17 protein-coding genes are annotated in these 17394 nt (G+C 40.5%); 5 read left to right on the forward strand and 12 right to left on the reverse strand.

Annotation, left to right across the window (positions count from 1 at the left end; genetic code table 11):
* Positions 1-188: 188 nt before the first annotated feature.
* The 3 genes from KNQ97_RS01865 to KNQ97_RS01875 all read right to left on the reverse strand — a co-directional run bounded on the left by KNQ97_RS01865 (position 189) and on the right by KNQ97_RS01875 (position 3990).
* Positions 189-1580, reverse strand: coding sequence for an LLM class flavin-dependent oxidoreductase (locus KNQ97_RS01865; protein ID WP_015451501.1), 1392 nt, complete (start codon positions 1578-1580; stop codon positions 189-191).
* Positions 1581-1757: 177 nt separating this feature from the next.
* Entirely contained in the window at positions 1758-3053 is a 1296-nt protein-coding gene (locus tag KNQ97_RS01870) for an acyl-CoA dehydrogenase family protein (protein ID WP_253611716.1), read from the reverse strand.
* A 118-nt stretch (positions 3054-3171) separates the two neighbouring features.
* Positions 3172-3990, reverse strand: coding sequence for a hypothetical protein (locus KNQ97_RS01875; RefSeq protein ID WP_253611717.1), 819 nt, complete (start codon positions 3988-3990; stop codon positions 3172-3174).
* Between the two features lie 652 nt (positions 3991-4642).
* Between KNQ97_RS01875 and KNQ97_RS01880 the strand changes: the two genes are divergently transcribed.
* The 5 genes from KNQ97_RS01880 to KNQ97_RS01900 all read left to right on the forward strand — a co-directional run bounded on the left by KNQ97_RS01880 (position 4643) and on the right by KNQ97_RS01900 (position 9766).
* Complete coding sequence (locus tag KNQ97_RS01880; protein WP_000052002.1) at positions 4643-6088, forward strand: cytochrome ubiquinol oxidase subunit I; 1446 nt, start codon at positions 4643-4645, stop codon at positions 6086-6088.
* Positions 6081-7085, forward strand: a complete 1005-nt coding sequence (gene cydB, locus KNQ97_RS01885) for a cytochrome d ubiquinol oxidase subunit II (RefSeq protein WP_000566431.1) — start codon at positions 6081-6083, stop codon at positions 7083-7085. Before KNQ97_RS01880 ends, cydB begins: the two co-directional genes overlap by 8 nt.
* 14 nt (positions 7086-7099) lie before the next feature.
* On the forward strand, positions 7100-7234 hold the full coding sequence (locus KNQ97_RS01890) for a hypothetical protein (protein WP_000749814.1): 135 nt from the start codon (positions 7100-7102) through the stop codon (positions 7232-7234).
* Positions 7235-7332: 98 nt separating this feature from the next.
* The gene (locus KNQ97_RS01895; RefSeq protein WP_253611718.1) at positions 7333-8751 is read left to right on the forward strand and encodes a PLP-dependent aminotransferase family protein; all 1419 of its coding nucleotides are present in this window, start codon (positions 7333-7335) and stop codon (positions 8749-8751) included.
* Positions 8752-8848: 97 nt separating this feature from the next.
* Positions 8849-9766, forward strand: a complete 918-nt coding sequence (locus KNQ97_RS01900) for a LysR family transcriptional regulator (RefSeq protein WP_000401807.1) — start codon at positions 8849-8851, stop codon at positions 9764-9766.
* Positions 9767-9815: 49 nt separating this feature from the next.
* Here the strand turns inward: KNQ97_RS01900 and madM are convergent, their stop codons facing one another.
* From madM to mdcA, 9 genes are read right to left on the reverse strand one after another with little or no spacing between them, the layout of a single operon-like run.
* The gene (gene madM, locus KNQ97_RS01905; RefSeq protein WP_000229914.1) at positions 9816-10580 is read right to left on the reverse strand and encodes a malonate transporter subunit MadM; all 765 of its coding nucleotides are present in this window, start codon (positions 10578-10580) and stop codon (positions 9816-9818) included.
* Positions 10573-10992, reverse strand: a complete 420-nt coding sequence (gene madL / locus KNQ97_RS01910; protein WP_000587906.1) for a malonate transporter subunit MadL — start codon at positions 10990-10992, stop codon at positions 10573-10575. The genes madM and madL overlap by 8 nt, the downstream gene beginning before the upstream one ends.
* A 48-nt stretch (positions 10993-11040) precedes the next feature.
* Positions 11041-11979 (reverse strand): malonate decarboxylase subunit epsilon, encoded by a 939-nt coding sequence (gene mdcH / locus KNQ97_RS01915; RefSeq protein WP_253611764.1) that lies wholly within the window; start codon positions 11977-11979, stop codon positions 11041-11043.
* Positions 11980-11991: 12 nt separating this feature from the next.
* Positions 11992-12600, reverse strand: coding sequence for a malonate decarboxylase holo-ACP synthase (locus KNQ97_RS01920; RefSeq protein WP_253611719.1), 609 nt, complete (start codon positions 12598-12600; stop codon positions 11992-11994).
* On the reverse strand, positions 12591-13418 hold the full coding sequence (gene mdcE / locus KNQ97_RS01925; RefSeq protein ID WP_062937108.1) for a biotin-independent malonate decarboxylase subunit gamma: 828 nt from the start codon (positions 13416-13418) through the stop codon (positions 12591-12593). Before mdcE ends, KNQ97_RS01920 begins: the two co-directional genes overlap by 10 nt.
* Entirely contained in the window at positions 13415-14266 is an 852-nt protein-coding gene (locus KNQ97_RS01930) for a biotin-independent malonate decarboxylase subunit beta (protein ID WP_000129858.1), read from the reverse strand. Before KNQ97_RS01930 ends, mdcE begins: the two co-directional genes overlap by 4 nt.
* Complete coding sequence (locus KNQ97_RS01935) at positions 14259-14558, reverse strand: malonate decarboxylase subunit delta (RefSeq protein ID WP_000448953.1); 300 nt, start codon at positions 14556-14558, stop codon at positions 14259-14261. Before KNQ97_RS01935 ends, KNQ97_RS01930 begins: the two co-directional genes overlap by 8 nt.
* Positions 14559-14560: 2 nt before the next feature.
* Positions 14561-15445 carry a triphosphoribosyl-dephospho-CoA synthase gene (locus KNQ97_RS01940; RefSeq protein WP_253611720.1) on the reverse strand — a complete coding sequence of 295 codons (885 nt, stop codon included), beginning with the start codon at positions 15443-15445 and terminating at the stop codon, positions 14561-14563.
* Positions 15445-17124, reverse strand: a complete 1680-nt coding sequence (gene mdcA / locus KNQ97_RS01945) for a malonate decarboxylase subunit alpha (RefSeq protein ID WP_253611721.1) — start codon at positions 17122-17124, stop codon at positions 15445-15447. The genes KNQ97_RS01940 and mdcA overlap by 1 nt, the downstream gene beginning before the upstream one ends.
* Between the last annotated feature and the right edge of the window lie 270 nt (positions 17125-17394).

The raw sequence follows: 17394 nt of genomic DNA on the forward strand, positions 1-17394 counted from the left end.
TTCCTGTATTTTAATCACAGAAACAAAATAATGATTATTCACACCATACAAAAACAAATTAATCTGATGTTTTAATCTAAATTATAGAATTATCTTTTCATTATTAACTCAGCAATAAAATCGATATAAAAAGACAAAATAAAAGCTGGCATTTAACCAGCTATTTATTTAAAGACTTTCCAAAATATTTAACTAGCCTCAGCAAGTTTTAACTCTTTTAGATTACGATATTTTGCACCTCGGTGATTTTCAGGCAAATATGGCCCAGCACCAAATAGTTTTTCTCTTAATGTTCCTTGTGCATATGAGGTTTGATATACCCCACGTTTTTGCAACTCTGGCACAATAAACTCAACTACATCGGCAAAGGTTTGATGCGCCAAAATGTAGGCTAAGTTAAAACCATCGACATCGGTATCTTCAACCCATTGCTGTAGAGCATCCGAAACGGTTTCTGCCGAACCTACAAGTACAGGTCCATTACCACCTAAGCTGTTCCAGTTTGCAATTTCTTCAATGGTCCAGACACGTTCCGGATCTGCATTTACATAAGAATCTAATAAAGATTGAATCGCGTTGGTTTGAATATATTCAACTTTATCGGTGGGTTGATATTGTGAAAAATCCACACCCGACCAGCCTGACAGCAATGTTAAAGCGCCATCATAGCTTCCATAGCTTTGATATTCTTTAAACTTAGCCTGTGCTTTTGCATCGGTTTCATCAGTGACAATCGACAAAAGTGCATAAATTTTAACTGAGTACGGGTCGCGGCCTTCTTGAACCAACTTTTGACGAATACCCTGTACCACTTTTTTAGTGGCAATTTTAGACGGCGCCGCAATAAATACACACTCAGCATTTTGACTGGCAAACTTCTGCCCGCGTGAAGATGCGCCTGCTTGGTAAAGTACTGGCGTTCGCTGTGGTGATGGTTCACAAATATGGATGCCCGGTACAGTGAAGTATTTACCCTCATGCTGAATTGGATGCACTTTTTTATGGTCAGCAAAGATACCATTTTCACGGTCGCGAAGTACTGAGCCTTCTTCCCAAGAACCTTCCCAAAGTTTGTAAAGGACTTCTAAATACTCATCAGCAATATCATAACGATTATCATGGTTAACCTGAGTTTTTAAACCCAAGTTTTTTGAACCGCTTTCCAAATAAGACGTCACGATATTCCAACCAACTCGCCCTTTGGTTAAATGGTCTAGCGTACTAATACGTCTAGCGAAAGGATAAGGATGTTCAAAGGAAATAGAGGTCGTGACACCAAAGCCCAAATGCTTTGTGACTGCGGCCATCGCTGGTACAATCTGTAGTGGATCATTGACCGGAACTTGAACTGCACCTGTTAAGGCATGTTCAGCACTTTGATGATAAACGTCATAAATACCAAGCACATCTGCAATAAAAATACCGTCAAAAAAACCACGCTCAAGAATTTGGGCTAAATCCGTCCAATATTCTAAATCTTTATATTCAACAGATCGATCTTGAGGATGTCGCCATAATCCAGGAGATTGATGGGCTATACAATTCATTTCAAAAGCGTTAAAACTAATTCTCTTAGTCATAAAATATCAACCAGCATTTTATTTAATTTTATACTAAAGCAATTTTTATATTTTCTTTATAATATATACCCCAAACAAAATATGATTTTATTCTAATAGTTTTTTTATAATTTATTTTAAAAAATATAAATAACGTTAAGCCGCTAAAAATAGCAGCTTAACATCTAAAACTATAATTTATTGTTTAGAAACTTCACCAATACGCCATTGATAAGGTGGTAATGTGCCGTTTACACTAAAATCACCAATAATTCGATTTTTAAATACTCTCGGGTTATGTGAAGCTAAAGTTCGTACGTTACGCCAGTATCGATCTAGGCCTAAATCTTTGTCAGTTGCAGAAGCACCTAAAGCGTCAAATAAAATCGTAGAAGCATTTAAAATTAGATCGGTAATGACCGTTTGAGACTGTGCACTTTCAAGCTCGGCAAGTGCATTTTGCTCTTCTTCAAGCTGCTCATTATTTTTAAATGCAGTTAAGTAAGCACGTTGTAAGCTTTGTGCAACTTTTTCAACAATCGCTCCTGCACTATAAGCCGCGCCACGAATTTGTCCTACTACTTGTAAAATTTGCGGATCCTGTTTTACAAATTGGGCATTCGCATGCGTATAGTTTCGGGTACGTTTAGCAACAGCTTGAGAAACCTCATAGGTTGCGGCACGCCCTAAACCTGTAATGATTGCCAGTTGGACCAGTTGATAGTAAGCAGCCGAATATTTAAAACGGTCATCGTCAGGTAAAATTTCAGTTTCATCGACCACTACATCATGGAAATATGCCGTACCACTTGCAGTAAGCTGCTGTCCAAAGCCATTCCAGTCATCGACAATTTCGACACCTTCATCTTCACGGCGAACAACAACTGAGCCAGACTCTCCTTTTAAATCTGTTACCCCAACATCCACCCAGTCTGCATATAGGCTCCCTGTGGTGTAGTATTTTTTGCCTTTAACGCGAATTTTTCCGTCACTATCTCGATATAAGTGCGTTTCAAACTGATCGATTGACTCTTTCCCGCCTTCAGACCATGCACTACCCACTGTTTCCCCATTGGCAATTCGGCTAAGCCAACGCTGTTGAAACGTTTTGTCTTTACTTACCAACACATCTTCAGTAAAACCAAAATGCACACGCAAAGCTTGCGGTAAGTTTGAGTCGGCCTCTGCAAGTTCAATGAGCAATGCAAATAGTTCAGGAATAGTTGCATCAAAACCACCATGAGCTTTAGGAAGTCTTAACCGTGTAAAACCAATATCCTTAAGCCATTGAAGTTGTTCATAGGGCAAAATATGCTGCTGCTCACGGATTAAAGCCCCTTCTTTAATACGGGCAAAAGTCGGTCTGAAGTTACTTGCCAATTCATCATACCGTTCAGAAGGTCCTTCACCCCATACCCGCGAAATGATTGAAGCCTGACTCAGTGCAGCGTGAGTTAATGAACCGAGATGATGCTCAAAATTTAAATTTGTCATGTAAGTAAAACCAATATTGCTTTGCTTTTACCATAAAATATTTATTTCACATGAAAACGATTATTTTTTTATAACAGTATTCAATCTTGATATAACACCAACCAAAAGCATGGCATTGCTAAGTAATTTGTTTTTTGTGAAGACTATGCTGACTTTGCAATAAGGTTTGCATATATTCTGAATAAACAGAAAGTTTTTCGAAAATATGCTCTGAGTAAAACATATCATCAATTAAGTGTGTCATTTGATTGACAGTAAAGGTATCGCATAGGCCGACCAGTGCTGCATTCATTTGAGCAAACAGAGCGCATAATTGAACATACACTTCATCTTTATTTTTAAATAATAATTTACGCATATCCAACTGATCCAAGTCTTTTAGACCCTCATATTTTACGACTTTTACCCAATGAATTTTTATTTTTAAGAACTGTTCAAGTTGCTTTAACGCTTCTACATCAAGCTCTAAATGGGTAATTAAAAAAACTGTAGAGATATCACTTCGACATAATGCTTTAATTAAATTTAAATAAATAAATTCAGCTTCTCCCATCTCTATTAATTCTAAATCTAGATATATTTTTAGGCTTTCTAAAACTTCGTCTACCTTAAATACGACCTTCTTGTCAGCTTGATAGTATTTATTAAGGATAGTTAGCACAGGTGGAGTCGCCGGTGTTGTATAAATGGCTGCTTTGTTTAAGTTCGCAAAAATAAATGGCGAGAATAGATAAGCCAAACTACTTTGATGTGGCTCAATGTGAGACTGAATTAAATACACGGTTTGAGTTTTAGAAAAATCCCTGAGTACTTTCGCTCTAAGTAAGGTTGCTTCAAGGTTCACATACGTCTGTTCCAACTGATCTATTACCAAGGTGGAAATAGACTGATTTTTAATAATTTTATGAATAATGTTCAGTTGAGAAGTGATAAACATTTTTTAACATCCAAGCTATTTTAGAAGCGCTACACTTACACTTAGGTCTTTAAGAAACACGCAACAACCAGGCCCTACACGAAACAACAATGGAACAAAAAAGAAGAACACTATCATGTACTTATATAAAATCTAAAACAGCGTTCACATTATGTCTTGAAAGTTGATTTAGGTTGGCGTAAATCCTGTTCATTTTTATTTTGAACTTTAGAGGACTGGTTATATAGCTACAGATGATTGAAAAAAAACTATAGCACGCCATCAAAACACGGTTTAACTGTTATAGTTTTATAAAAAATTTCTGTATCTACATATACAAATACAGTGAGTGCATGATTAAGAAAACTTCTTAAGGTAGGTAGTTTTCATGAAACGATCTATTGCATATCGCCAGATATTTCTTCAATGTTTCAATGCAACATGTATTTTTACAAATGCAACATCAAGCCTAAACTTTGTTAACAGATTGAGAACAATCAATCGTTCTATTCTCTTGAAATATCAAGCAATTATGTTGATTTACCCTGTTGGCACTTTACTTGCTAAGAACATTTATCACAGAAGTAAGCCTAATTGCCAAAGTACTTTTTTGCCTGAAATTAAGTATTTAAATCATTTAATCATCATCAGCTAGTTCACAGGGGGAAAGTTTATGAGCCTCGGTCTAACCGCTTTAGAATTAGCACGAATACAATTTGCTTTTACAGTATCCTTCCATATTATTTTTCCGGCCACCTCTATTGGACTTGCCTGTTTTTTGGCAGTTTTAGAATGGAAATGGTTAAGAACGCAAAACCCTATCTATAAAGATCTATTTAAATACTGGATTAAGATCTTTGCCGTTGCGTTTGGTATGGGAGTTGTTTCCGGTGTCGTGATGAGCTATCAGTTTGGTACCAACTGGAGTGAGTTTTCACGAGTAGCAGGAAGCATTACTGGTCCTTTACTTACCTATGAAGTCTTGAGTGCCTTCTTCTTAGAAGCGGGTTTCTTAGGAATCATGCTGTTTGGTTGGGGTCGTGTTGGTCCTAGAGCCCATTTCTTTGCAACGCTTATGGTTGCCATCGGAACATGTATTTCGATGTTCTGGATTTTATCGTCCAATAGCTGGATGCAAACGCCGCAAGGTTTTGCCATCGAAAATGGCATTATTGTGCCAAAAGACTGGCTAGCTATTGTCTTCAACCCGTCCTTCCCTTACCGCTTTGCACATATGGGTGCTGCTGCCTTCTTGGTTTCATCTTTATTGGTGGTCGGAACATCTGCTTGGCACTTGGTGAAAGGCCGTCGTGATGAATTGGTGAAAAAATCATTCTCGATGGGTTTATGGATGGTGCTTGTGACTTCTTGTTTACAAGTGGTGATTGGTGATAACCACGGTTTAAATACTCGTGAGCATCAACCTGCCAAACTTGCTGCTATGGAAGGCCACTGGGAAACCAATCACAATGAGCCTATGCCACTACTGTTATTTGCCATTCCGGATATGAAAGAAGAACGAAATCACTTTGAAGTGGGCGTTCCATATTTGGGTAGCTTAATTTTGACTCACAGTTTAGATGGGCAAGTGACTGGCTTAAAAGAATTCGCACCTGAAGACCGTCCAAACTCGACCATTATTTTCTGGAGTTTCCGTGTCATGGTGGGTCTTGGCGTCCTTATGGTCACCTTATCACTCATTGCTCTTTGGTTACGTAAAAGAGGAAAACTCTATGAAACATCATGGTTTCATAAATTTGCTGTAGTGATGGGGCCTGCAGGTTATGTGGCAATGCTGGCTGGGTGGATTACTACCGAAGTAGGCCGTCAACCTTGGGTGGTATATGGCATTATGCGAACCAAAGATGGTTTATCGCATACTGTTTCGGCAGATCAGGTGGGCCTAAGTCTCTTTATTTTTGTGGTGGTTTACACCATCGTTTTTGGTAGTGGAATTTACTACACCTTAAAACTCATTAATAAAGGCCCTGTATTTATCGACACGCCAAATATGGAAGCAGGCGGCGTAGGACACTTTAAAACACCGATGCGTCCACTTAGTGCAGTTGATGAAAATATTGACAGCAAACAAAACTCTGGGGAGAACCGTCATGATTGATCTTTCTTTAATATGGGTCGGTATTATCGGTTTAGGTGTTTTAATTTACGTGGTCATGGATGGCTTTGACTTAGGAATCGGGATTATGTTCCCCTTCATTAAGAATAGCCAAGAACGTGACGTGATGATGAATACCGTCGCTCCTGTCTGGGATGGTAATGAAACCTGGATGGTACTTGGGGGTGCTGGCCTGTATGCAGCCTTCCCGCTGGTCTATTCAACGGTTTTATCTGCGCTCTACCTGCCTATTATTTTCATGGTGATTGCCTTGATTTTCCGTGGGGTTGCTTTTGAATTCCGTTTTAAAGCTCATCGAACCAAACACCTTTGGGACTTAGCTTTTATTTGGGGTTCGGTTTTAACGAGCTTCCTCCAAGGGATTATTTTAGGTGCCTATATTCAAGGGATTAAAACCGAAAACGGTATTTTTGCCGGTGGCCCTTTTGACTGGCTTACTGCATTCTCCATTTTCACAGGTATTGGTGTAGTTGCCATGTATGCCACTTTAGGCTGTGGTTGGCTCATTTTAAAAACTGAAAAAGGCTTGCAGCAACGTATGTATGAGCTGATGCCAAAGTTAATTATTGCGCTGCTCATTATCTTTGGTGCCGTCAGCTTATATACGCCGTTAACACACCCCGAAATTGCAGATCGTTGGTTCTCTTTACCAAATCTGTTTTATTTTAGTCCAGTGCCTATTTTGGTCTTATTGTTTGTTGGCCTGATTTTATCGGCATGTAAAAAACAACAAGATCACAAACCATTTATATATACCTTGGCATTGGTCTTCCTTGCCTTTACTGGTTTTGTAATTAGTTTGTGGCCAAATATCATTCCACCATCAGTTACGATTTGGCAAGCGGCAGCGCCTCATTCCAGTCAAATGTTTGCTTTAGTGGGTGCGCTTATTCTGATTCCAATCATTATTACTTACACCATTGTGTCTTACTGGGTATTCCGTGACAAAGTTCGTGTAGGTGATGAAGGTTATCATTAAGGTACGGGGGTGTTATGAAAAAGTCGTCAGTTAAACTCAGTCAAACCCAATGGTTTATTCTGTTATGGCTTGGCGGTTTTTTAGCCTTAGCTGTGATTGCGGGTTTGTTTAAAGTGATATTGATTTATGCTGCCCCTTACTTAAAGTAAACCCATCCTTATAAACAAATGCCGTTTGTAGATTCTGCAAGCGGCATTTATTATTGGTTCAGTGCATCTTTTATTTTGTTATTTCGTGCAGCCCATACATGTATAAATCAGAACAACTCGCCCATAGCATTCGCCAACTTATTGAAAGCGGCACTTTAAATGCACATGAGAAATTACCTTCATTAAGAGATCAGGTCCATCGTTCTGGTTTTAGTTTAATGACTGTGATGAATGCTTATCAGGAGCTTGAATCACAAGGTCTGATCTATTCAAAAGAAAAATCGGGATATTTTGTTGCCGAGCAAATTGCACTAAAGCCACTGGAACAATATTCGGTCGTTTCACTCAATTCTAAAATTGAAATTAATTCTTTAGTTTTTAAATATCTTAAATCGATTCAACATGAGTCTGTTGTGCCTTTTGGTTCAGCTTTCCCTGATAGTCAACTTTTAGCTGCTCCCAAACTTATTCAAATTATGGGGCAACTTGCACGGCAAAGGCAAAGCTATGACCAGACAGCAAGCCTACCTCCCGGTAATTTAGCGTTAAGAAAACTAATTGCTCAGCGCTACTGTATGCAAGGCATACAGACCGATCCAGATGACATTGTCATTACATCCGGAGGATTAGATGCACTCAATCTTTCTTTACAAGCAGTAGCCAAACCGGGTGACTATATTCTATTGCAACAAACCGTGTTTTACGGTGCTTGGCAGGCTGCTGAACGTTTAGGGCTTAAGGTCATTACCATTCCCGAACATCCACAACATGGTTTTGACCTAGAGGCTTTTGAGCAGGTTATTCATACATATCCAATTAAAGTATGTTGGCTCATGTTAAATAGCCACAACCCGATTGGGTTTACGGTCAGTGATGAGATTAAATATAAAATTGCCAAACTGCTTCATGAACACCAAATTTACTTAATTGAAGATGATGTGTATGAAGAGCTTTATTATGGCGGGCAAAAACCACTTTCGATGAAGTACTTTGACCAACAAAATCTGGTACTGCACTGCTCTTCATTTTCTAAAACTTTAGGTGCAGGTTTTCGGGTAGGTTGGGTCTATGCGGGTAAATTTTCGGACCATATCCAACACTTGCAGCTCATGAGTACTATTTCAGTGAATGCACTCATCCAAAATGCCTTGGTTGAGTTCTTGTCTCATCATCATTATGAAAAACACCTACGCACACTTAGACTTTCACTTGAACGTTATAAAAAGCAGTTTTACCACTATTTGAATCAACATCTGCCCGCTACCTGCGAGATTTATTATTACCCAAGCGGTTATTTTCTATGGGTTAAATTGCCTCATAAACTCGATAGCATGCAAATTTATGAAGAACTCATCCAACAAGATATTGGTGTTGCGCCAAGTCCACTCTTTAGTGTTTTACCCGCACAGCAACATTATTTAAGAATCAATTGTTCTTTTGAGTGGAACGAAAAAATTCAAGCTGCTTTAGATCAGGTCATCAAAACTATTCAACAAAGGGTCGAAGCAAGCCTGTAAAGTGATGCTTCGACCTAAGCACAATTTTAAAGTATTTAATTTATGATAGTTTCATCTTAAAGCGCGATTTTAAGGGTAAGAATATCTGGATGTTAATATGGAAATAGATGAAGAACTGACTCTTAAAAAAATACAGATTTTTTTGGCCTTTATGCGCTGTGGCAACTTGTCTAAAACCGCGGCAGAAATGCAACTGAGTAATGTCAGTGTTCATAAAGCACTACACTCTTTAGAAAGCGCTTTACGTTGTCCTCTTTTTAAAAATGAAGGCCGTAACCTCATTCCTTTAAAAAGTGCTTATGTATTTGAAGAACGGGCGCAAAAAATCGTACAAGACATTTTTATCACCGTAAATAAAACCAGAGAAGCCGCTGGCTTTGCAGCCAAGGTTTTACATTTAGGGTCTCTTTATTCTTTGACTGTAAATACGATTCCAAATGTGATTAGCGGTCTCAAACTCAGACGTAGTGAGCTTGATATACAACTGTTGCTGAGTTCAAATCAGGATTTGGTGAAAAAGCTCAAAGCAACTGAGCTGGATGCAATCATTGTAGCTTTAAATGAAACCACTCAAGATGATGACTTTGAAATTTTGCCGATGTTTTCAGACGACATTTTTTTGGCCGTCAATAAAGATTCAAAATATGCTGAGTTTAAAGATATTGATTTAAGCCTTTTAAAAGAAGAAACTTTTTTAACTTTAACCAAGGGTTTTGCAACTCATAACGACAGCGACATCATTTTTAAAAAAGCTGGTTTTTCACCTAAAGTTGCTTTGCAGGTCAATGATATTTTTACCTTAATTAGTATGGTCAGCTCAGGTGTCGGTTTTGCTCTACTACCCGGCCGTATTTCTGCAGTTTATGAAAGCTCAGTCAAACTCATTCCGCTAAAACAGCAATATCATATGCAGCAAGAAATCGGTTTGGTCTTTCTAAAAAGCAAAGAACGAGACCCAAACTTACTTGCTCTGATTGCTGAATGTCGTATGTTTGCCTCTAATTTTAAAAGATAGAAGCTGCTGCGAATAACAACAGCTCTTTTGCCTGATTATAAAATACGTATTAACCCACCAAAGCTTTAACCGCAAAGAACAGAATAGTTGGACCCATTAAACAGCCAAGGCCCGTGTGAAAAGTTGCTGTAAGTGCACCGTAAGGCACTAAACGGCGGTCTGTAGCAGCTAAACCAGCTGACACACCACTTACCGTTCCTGCCAAACCACCAAAAATCATCGCAGAACGTGGATTGTCTAATCCCATAAATTTCGCAGTGAGTGGTGTTGAGACCATTACACAGATTGCTTTCACCAAGCCCGTTGCAATTGATAACGCCATGACCTCAGAACTCGCACCAATGGCCGCACCCGTAACAGGCCCAACAATGTAAGTCACTGCACCTGCGCCAATTGTGGTAATACTTACCGCATCGCGATAGCCAAAAATCCACGCAAACATACAACCGACAATAAATGGCAAAATGGTCCCGAGAAATAAAGAGAAGGCACCAATAAATCCAGCTTTTTTGGCCTCAGTCGCTTGTACTTCAAATGCTGTGGCTACAATAGTAAAGTCACGAAGCATTGCACCGCCCATGAGTCCTACACCTGTAAAAAGTGCAAGGTCGGTCAAGCCTTTTTCACCACCTGTCATTTTTCCGCCAAACCATGCCAAAATCAAACCAATTACAATCGCAATTGCTGAAGCATGCACACGTCCATTGGTTAAATATTTAGAGAGCTTGGTCGACAACCACATAATTAAGGCAATTAAAGCAAAAGCTGTAATTAAACCTAAATGTGTTAAGTCTTTTAATAATAATTCAACCATGAACTTTACCTCCGATTCGGTTTAAGGCTGTGTCCTCTTCTTCTTTAGGTAAAGGGCTGGCTTTGTTATATCGACTTAGACCAGCAATAGTGAGCGTACAAACTGCAACTGAGACTACAGCCGCAAAGAGTGCCATATGGCCACTCGATAATGCTGCCACTACATTTTGTTGGGCTGCCATAGCAACAACAACCGGGATATACATGGTGCCCCAGAATGAAACTCCTTTTTCAGTTTCAACTGTCATCATTCCACGTTTTTCCATCCATAACCGTATACAAATGAGTAAAATCATGGCGATACCCACGCCACCAACATTGGACTTTACACCCAATAAAACGCCTAATAGATCACCAGCAATTACACCAACCAAGGTGCAAAGTGCGAGTAAACCAACTCCATATATAATCATGACAATCCCTCATATCCTTGGATCATTTATGCTTTTGTAAAATCTGACTCAAAAAGAAAAACTATTTGCCTGTTCTTTTTGCATTGCCATCTGAATGCTGTCTAAACGTGTTCCCTGAAATGACAATACAGTTCCTTCTTTAAATGTTCGACGTGCAAGTGTAGTAAGCACCGTTCCCGGCAAAGCTTCGATCTGTAACCTCACACCTCGCTCCCATGCAGCTTGGATGGTACTTTCCCAATCTACAGTTCGACTCATATTAAAAGCCAAGTCATCACCAATCTGTTCTGGCCTGCTAAGCGTACGAGCCGTTGTACCACTTAAATAACGTATTTTAGGCTGCTTTAAAGTCACTCCCTCCATAGACGCTGCAAGTTGCTTTGCTTGCTGACTTAATAATTCACAGTGCGATGGCACCGATACATCTAATTTTTTTGCCACCACGCCTTGTTGCTTTGCTAAAACAGCAACTTGGTTCATGGCTTCAAAACTTCCTGAAATAACAATCTGGTTATGTGCATTAATATTTGCGACAAACACCTCTGGCTTTATTTCATAAATCTGTTTGACCCATGTTTCAACAGCTGCACGGTCTGTACCAATCAGAGCTGTCATGCCATATCCAGTGGGGTAAGCGTTTTGCATGAGTTCACCTCTGTAGGCAACCAAACGAACGGCATCCTCAAAGGCTAAAACTCCCGCTACAACCGCAGCCGACCATGCACCAATTGATAAACCTGCTACATAATCTGGTGTTAAGTTTTCCGCTGTTAATAAGGCTGAACTCACCACACCTGAAATCAGTAAGCAAAGCTGTACTGAACGTGTTGACTGTAATGCTGTCGAACTGTCCAGCATCAAGACATCTTCATTGAGTGCATCCGATGCACGCTCAAGGTATTCTTTAACCAGAGCGGTTTGAGGTAAGTCGTGCAACATATTGCTTCGTTGCACACCTTGTCCTGGATATACCCAAATTGAAGCCATCATATCTATTCCCTAATTCCATGGGTTTTCTAATAAGACAGCACCATCGGAACGTTTCAATAGAACTTTTCCGCTATCCCTAGCCCATTCTTTTAACGCCAAACCACCTTGTGGAAGTTGAAGCTGTATATCCACATTGAGTCCAGCTTGGTGAAAATTTTCGAGTAGCTCAATCGCCTGCTTTTTAACAAAAGGTTGTTCAGCTCGAATCAACAAATCTATGTCACTTTGCGGGGTTACTGTTTTAATGCCCGTTGCTAGCTCAAACCCGAAACTTCCTGTATATCCCCAACATCCTGAAAAGTTTTTCATAATGCTAGAAATGCTCTGTAAACGTTCTGCCAAGTGTTTAAAGTGACTTGGATTTACTTCAGCTAGTGCTTCGGGTTTAAGCTGTCTGCTAATTAAAGATCTTGGCATTTGCGCTGCATATCGTTGATAGCGAAGTTGTCCTCTTACACCCACAGCCACCTGATCTACAGGAGTAATTGCCCGTCGAACTACAACAGGATCACCTCGTTGCAATACTTCTTTCACCCAATGCGGAGCATCATCAGCCAAGCAATCGACCGTCATACCCCATAACAAATCATGGGCTTCGAGCCTAAGTTTCATGACCATTGCTCACGCAATAATTCACGGACTTTTTTAGACATTTGACGGTTTTGGCCGTGAAGTCTTTGTTCCAATCCTCTAGATTGATCAGCATTAATTTCTTTAAATGCTCGAGCAATCACCTGCTTCGCTAACAAAAGATCATCGTTTGTCGGTTGTTCAGGGTTTTCAACAGATAACAGTTCAGATAACAAACCAAGCGTGGCATAACTTTCAATGTCATAAGCCATTGGAGGAATGCTTGATGCCAATTGCTCTAACTCATCAACCGAGCGCAAGGTAACGCGTGCAGCAGATTCCTTACCCATTGCATGCACCATAACACCCGAATCTTTTAAGGCAATAATACGATTGGCTTGGTATCCATGCGCCAAGAAAGCACCAGACATCGACTTACCAACCAATAAACTCACAATTGGATGACCTGCCAATCTGGCTCTAGCATAGCTATCTACTGCACCCGCTAAAGCTTGATGAATGCCTAATAATTCTTCACGACGCCCATAGGCCTGACTTGGAACATCAACCAGACATAAAATAGCGCTTTTAGTTTCAGCCTGTGCATCGGCTTGGATCACATCATCGACTACTTTTGCCAAACTCCAGCCTTCTAATAATCCAACTTCTCCTTGTTTTGCCCGTGGGAACAGATTATTGGTATCTTGCACAACTGCAATCACGCGCACCACTTGCTGATCAATCTGACCATCAGCCACCCAAATCGAAGCTGGAAAACCTTCAACTGTCTTAAAATCCTGCGTAAGTGCTTTAAACCAATGTGCACCACGAGTAGATGTTTTTAATGTATCAACGGCGATATTCATGCTTGCTCTCCTTGATACAAAGCTTGAACTTGTGCTGGGGTAATCTGCTCAGCAGTATCAACTTGTTGTAGCTTTTCTAAATAGAATGAGTAATTTGAACTACGATGCTGATGAGGCACGCCTTGAGTTAAATAATCGATGACTTGCTGACGAATTTTCTGGCGATCATCGTCTACATAAGCATCTGCCAAACCACTAGTGAAGCGCTGATTACCACCCGTAATACTCCATATAAATGGACGATCTTTAGCGTTATATTCTTGTACACCAGCTTCTTGTTCTATCACTTGTGGGCCATTTAGACCCAAACGTCCTTCTTGTGTCATTACAATATAGCTACATAGTCCAGCTGCAATTGACATACCGCCGAAGCACCCTACACTGCCTGCGACCACAGCAATTACGGGTTGATACTGCCGTAAGTTCACAATTGCAGCCTGAATTTCAGCAATTGCAGCCAAACCCAGATTTGCTTCTTGTAAGCGAACGCCACCCGTTTCCAACAATAAAATTGCAGCTGTTGGAATGCCTTTTAGATTGTCTTCAACCGCAAGTTCTAAGGCACCCGCAATTTTGGCACCGCCCACCTCGCCTAAACTGCCACCTTGAAATAAACCTTCAATAGAAATTAAAACTACTGGCTGTTCTTGAATAGTTCCCTTTGCAATCACTACACCATCATCGGCTTGCGGCACAATATTTTGCTGAACCAACCAAGGCGACATAACACGGGCAAATGGGTCCAATAACTCTCGAAAAGTCCCTTCATCTAATAATGCTTTAGCACGCTCTCTCGCACTCAGCTCAATAAAATCTTGTTTATTTAACAAACTCTGAATATCAGTCATGAGCAATCTCCTCCAATGCTTGTTCCAGACGTAAGCGAACGACACCGGGAGTTGCACCAAAGTCATGAATATCAATATTGACCGCTGGCGGTATTTGAGCAGTAAAAATCCGTTCAAAAAGATTGTGCCAACGTGCTGCACTGCCATCTACCGAAGTCACTACCTGAATAGAGGTCTTTCCCTTTTCACCAGGTTCCATCAAAATTTCTAAATCGCCAGAGCCTACACATCCTACTAGTGCTTTTTTTACAGGTGGCTCTGTCGCCACAAATTCAAAATGAAGTGTTTCCATAATCAAAATCCCTTTTTATTTTTCACAGATGTCTGCTCAACACGATCTATAAATAGTGTTGCTGCTAATAAGTCTGCGGCACCACCAGCAGAAGCTTTCATCCGAAGCAGATCAATCTCTAAAAGATGCAAAGCACGTCGACCTTCTAAGCTTGAGCTACCGCCCAAATCCAATACTTGCTGAGCACCTTGTTGCATACGCTTTAAACCAGATGTGCCAGAGCGATAAAGCACGCAGGTATCGGTCAAATCTGTCATCATGGCAAGTAAGGCATCTAAGCGAGCAAACTCTTCTTTCATGGGTTTACTACGACTTTGATAAAGTTGCTTTAATCCAAAATTCACAATAGTTGGAAAGCCTTGTTGTGCCTGTTCTTTGGCACCTAAGATGCCTAATTTCTTTTGTACTTGCTGACCATGACTCAAAGCCTGCTTTGGAATAAAGCGATCTTCAAGCTGAGCAATCTGACCTGCTAAGTGGCATAGCTCAACAGCCGATAAATATTGCTGATTACTGCGCGCCAATGCTGCTGCGGTAACCATTAACCCTAATGCCCAAATTGCACCGCGATGTGTATTTACACCATCTGTTGCCAACATCATGGTCTTTTCACCTTGGCGACCGATTTCTCCAATGTCTTCACGCAAAGCTAAACAGACTTTTCCATGATGTTTTGCAACTTGAGCCATTTCCTCAAACATAGGCCCTAAACTTTTCGCAGAGCGCTCCATTAACTCCAAAGTCAGATCATCATGTGCACCACTGCCACGGCGATCTACCAAAGCTGGTTTCGGTGTCAGATTAACTTCATCAATTAACGCTTCGACTGCCATATCTGCCAAAAGCTGATTATCGCTGAGCGTTTGATATTGAACTTGTGCCATCATTACCAACTCCTGAATTTTGCAGGTGGTTGATATAAGCCATCTGACCATGTCACCAAGTCGGCAATATTTTTTGCAGCTAAAAGTTCACGTGTTGCATCGGTGCGACGAATACCTAAATCTTCAGGGAATACCACCAAGCCTTCACTTCTTAAACGTGCTGTTGTTTTTGGGTCTTGAGTTAAACCAATACTGGTCACACCTGCCACCGCAGCAATCATGGCTTGACGTTCTTCTTGGCTGTTTGCTTTATATAGATAAGCGATGCCTTCTTCGGTCAGTAAATGGGTCACATCATCGCCATAAATCATGATCGGGGCTAAAGGCAAGCCTGCGGTTTTGGCCACATCAATCGCATCAAGACGTTCTACAAAAGTTGGCTTGCCACCCTCTTGGAAGGTTTCCACCATTTGAACAACTAACTTTTTACCACGTGCCAAATAAGTTTCGGTTTCATTGGCACCTTGCAAACGCATATCTAACCATGCTGGCGTATCGTGACGACGACCACGCGGATCATGCCCCATGTTTGGTGCACCACCGAAACCAGCTAAACGGCCTTTGGTAACAGTCGAAGAATGGCCCATGCCATCAACTTGCAACGTTGCGCCAATAAACAAATCAACGGCATACTGACCTGCGAGCTGACACATCATGCGGTTAGAACGTAAAGCGCCATCACGGCCTGTAAAGAAAACGTCGGGACGAGCAGCAACATATTTTTCCATACCGAGTTCGGTACCAAAGCAATGCACGCTTTCAACCCAACCTGTTTCAATAGCAGGAATTAAGGTTGGATGCGGATTTAGTGTCCAATTTCGGCAGATTTTTCCTTTTAAACCTAAAGATTCACCATAGGTCGGTAAAATCAGTTCAATTGCCGCAGTGTTAAAACCAATACCATGGTTTAATGATTGCACATTATGCTTTTCATAAATTCCGCGAATTGCCATCATCGCCATGAGCACATGCACTGGCTTGATATGTTTCGGGTCTCGAGTAAATAACGGTTCGATATAAAAAGGCTGGTCTGCGACCACCACATAATCCACCCAAGAAGCAGGAATATCGACACGGGGTAACTCTGAGACGTCATCGACCAGTTCATTGACCTGAACAATCACGATACCGTCACTAAAAGCAGCAGGTTCAATAAGTGCTGGAGAATCTTCGGTACTTGGACCTGTATAGATATTGCCTTGGCGGTCTGCCATAAAGCCCGCTGAGAGCACCACATTTGGAATGAGGTCGACTACCAAACGTGAATATAGTTCGATATAGGTATGAATCGCACCAATCTCTAGTAAACCATCTTCAATTAACTGACTAATACGCAAACTTTGTGGGCCAGCAAAAGAAAAATCGAGTTTACGCGCAATGCCTTTTTCAAACAGATCAAGATGTTCTGAACGCCCTACGCTTGGCATGATCATATGCAAATCATGCAAAATATCTGGATTGGTTTGAGCCAAAGAGCGCGATAAAAAATCAGCCTGCTTTTGGTTATTCCCTTCGAGTACAACTTTGTCACCCGGTGTAATTAAGGTTTCCAAAACTTTAATAATGTCTTGAGTTGGAATCACCACACCATCGGTATATTGGTTTGCCATCTCTAGTTTTAGTTGTTTGGCATGACGCCGCTTTGTCCATAATCGTTCTTTATTCTGAACTGATCCTTCCATGTACTTACCTATAGATCGCAGTTTTGTTCTGAATCTATAAAAACGCTTTATGGAATTTCGATCAATCAACCTACTTCGTTAGTTATTAACTTCAGGTTAATGATTTAAGTATGGCTTAATCCCGTGGTTATTAATTGCCCTATGTTCATCATGATTAAACAAAAAATAAGCTTTCGCTTTATGCAGAGTTTATTTTTCTATTTCTAATAAATGATCTTTACTAAAATTTGGCGCACTTTGATTACACATTGTCGCCATTCGATTTGGATG

Source organism: Acinetobacter sp. UC24323 (assembly GCF_024151445.1).
Classification (GTDB): domain Bacteria; phylum Pseudomonadota; class Gammaproteobacteria; order Pseudomonadales; family Moraxellaceae; genus Acinetobacter; species Acinetobacter baumannii.